The sequence below is a fragment of the Bilophila wadsworthia ATCC 49260 genome, from assembly GCF_000701705.1.
Taxonomy (GTDB): domain Bacteria; phylum Desulfobacterota; class Desulfovibrionia; order Desulfovibrionales; family Desulfovibrionaceae; genus Bilophila; species Bilophila wadsworthia.
Window position 1 is genome coordinate 1 of the sequence record NZ_JNJP01000184.1, and the last position, 1443, is coordinate 1443.

A 1443-nucleotide genomic window follows, 5' to 3' on the forward strand; every position below is an offset into this window, starting at 1 on the left:
GACGGCCAGATCCGCAAACTTCATTCTCTCCCCTCCCTGATCCGCCGGACGGCATCCGGCGGAAAGCCCGCGTCCATCAACAACTTGAACGCCTTGTCCCGGATCTGACTCTTAAGGAACCGCTTGTGCTCGTCGGACGCTTCCCGCCACACATCGGAGCCGATCAATTCCTCCATATCTTCAACGCGGTAGCTGACATTTCGCGTCAGCCGATCAGCGTACAGCCCGGAAAGCCGCTCAACATCCTTCTTTGATACCGTCGCCATAATCCACCTCACACGTTCGCAAAGTCGAGGCTGATAGGCTGATACGCGCCGGAAGCATTCCGCTCATACGCACGGACATACACGCGGCTGTCCAGTACTTGCAGGCTTTCGGTGATCGCCCGCATGGCTTCCCGCCAGTCCGGATCGTCGATCTCGATCCGCCGCAGGCCGAGCACGGCCCCGGTGTTGATGCGGCCTTTCTTGTCGACCTTGAAAGCTTGTTCGACCACAGCGCGCAACTCGGGCCGGGAATCCTTGCACCAGCGGCGCAGGCACCCGTCGATCAGCTCCTTTGCGGCCTGCAAGCCTTCGTCGAACGCGAGCAACTGCCCGTAATCACGGGTGAGCTTGTACTTGCCGTCAAAAGAAAGGAGCTGCACGTTACCCTTGACGCCGCCAAGTTTGACGCCGTACCGCTCGCCGGAAAGCTGTACAAAGGCGTCCACATCCGAAAGGAGGCTTGCCTTGACGGCCCGCATTTCCGCTTGCAACGCCTTGATCTTCTCCATCTTTTCCTTGACCAGCTCGTTACGGGCAAGGTCGATCGGGCGGATGTTGGCAATCGGCACGAGACACCCTTGCGCGTTTTCCATGTAGCCTTCGGGAATCTGATCTTCGTTAAGCATGGAGAACCTCCTTGAGAGCGTCGTACCGGTTAGAATATTGGTTGGCGACAAAAAGCCGGAAAGCTTCTTCCTCAGCAGACGACAGTTCCGCCGTCTCGTTTCGCAAATTTTGAATGACAGTGGGGAGTATGTCGGCGATGGAATCAGGATTGACGCGCAGGGCCGTTTCGAGGTGAGCGATTTGACGTTCGATCCGTTCGGAATACATATCTATTCTCCTTTATTGGGGTTGAACCTACATTTCTGGCACGCCCGCCAGCGGCGCAGGGCCGCCGGGCTGGACGTGGGCGCTTTTCCGGCGTACCGGGCGCAGGCGTCACTATGGAGCAATGCGCCGTCATAGGGGCATTCGTGGCGCGTGTACCGGTCTATGACCCGTGCCGCCATGCGATCGGTGCTTGCCGGATACCGTTCATAAATCAAAAGGCTTACAGCGCCGTGGCTGATATTCAGTTCCCGGGCCGTCGCGCTGACGCCGATCTCGGCGACGCGGGCGCGGAGCAGAGAAAGCCAATCGTCAGACATGATGCACCTCCCCTGTGTTGGGATCG

At 58.6% G+C, this 1443-nt stretch carries 4 protein-coding genes; all 4 read right to left on the bottom strand.

All coding sequences use genetic code 11. The features are described from left to right. Window positions 1–20: 20 nt before the first annotated feature. The 4 genes from T370_RS25315 to T370_RS0121890 are packed head-to-tail and all read right to left on the bottom strand — an operon-like array spanning window position 21 to window position 1417. Window positions 21–266 (bottom strand): hypothetical protein, encoded by a 246-nt coding sequence (locus T370_RS25315; RefSeq protein WP_156034490.1) that lies wholly within the window; start codon window positions 264–266, stop codon window positions 21–23. 8 nt (window positions 267–274) lie between these two features. Next, window positions 275–892 carry a DUF3164 family protein gene (locus T370_RS0121880; protein ID WP_029437013.1) on the bottom strand — a complete coding sequence of 206 codons (618 nt, stop codon included), beginning with the start codon at window positions 890–892 and terminating at the stop codon, window positions 275–277. Continuing rightward, the gene (locus T370_RS0121885; RefSeq protein ID WP_029437014.1) at window positions 885–1100 is read right to left on the bottom strand and encodes a hypothetical protein; all 216 of its coding nucleotides are present in this window, start codon (window positions 1098–1100) and stop codon (window positions 885–887) included. Before T370_RS0121885 ends, T370_RS0121880 begins: the two co-directional genes overlap by 8 nt. Before the next feature lie 2 nt (window positions 1101–1102). Then, window positions 1103–1417 carry a hypothetical protein gene (locus tag T370_RS0121890; RefSeq protein ID WP_029437015.1) on the bottom strand — a complete coding sequence of 105 codons (315 nt, stop codon included), beginning with the start codon at window positions 1415–1417 and terminating at the stop codon, window positions 1103–1105. Window positions 1418–1443: the final 26 nt, after the last annotated feature.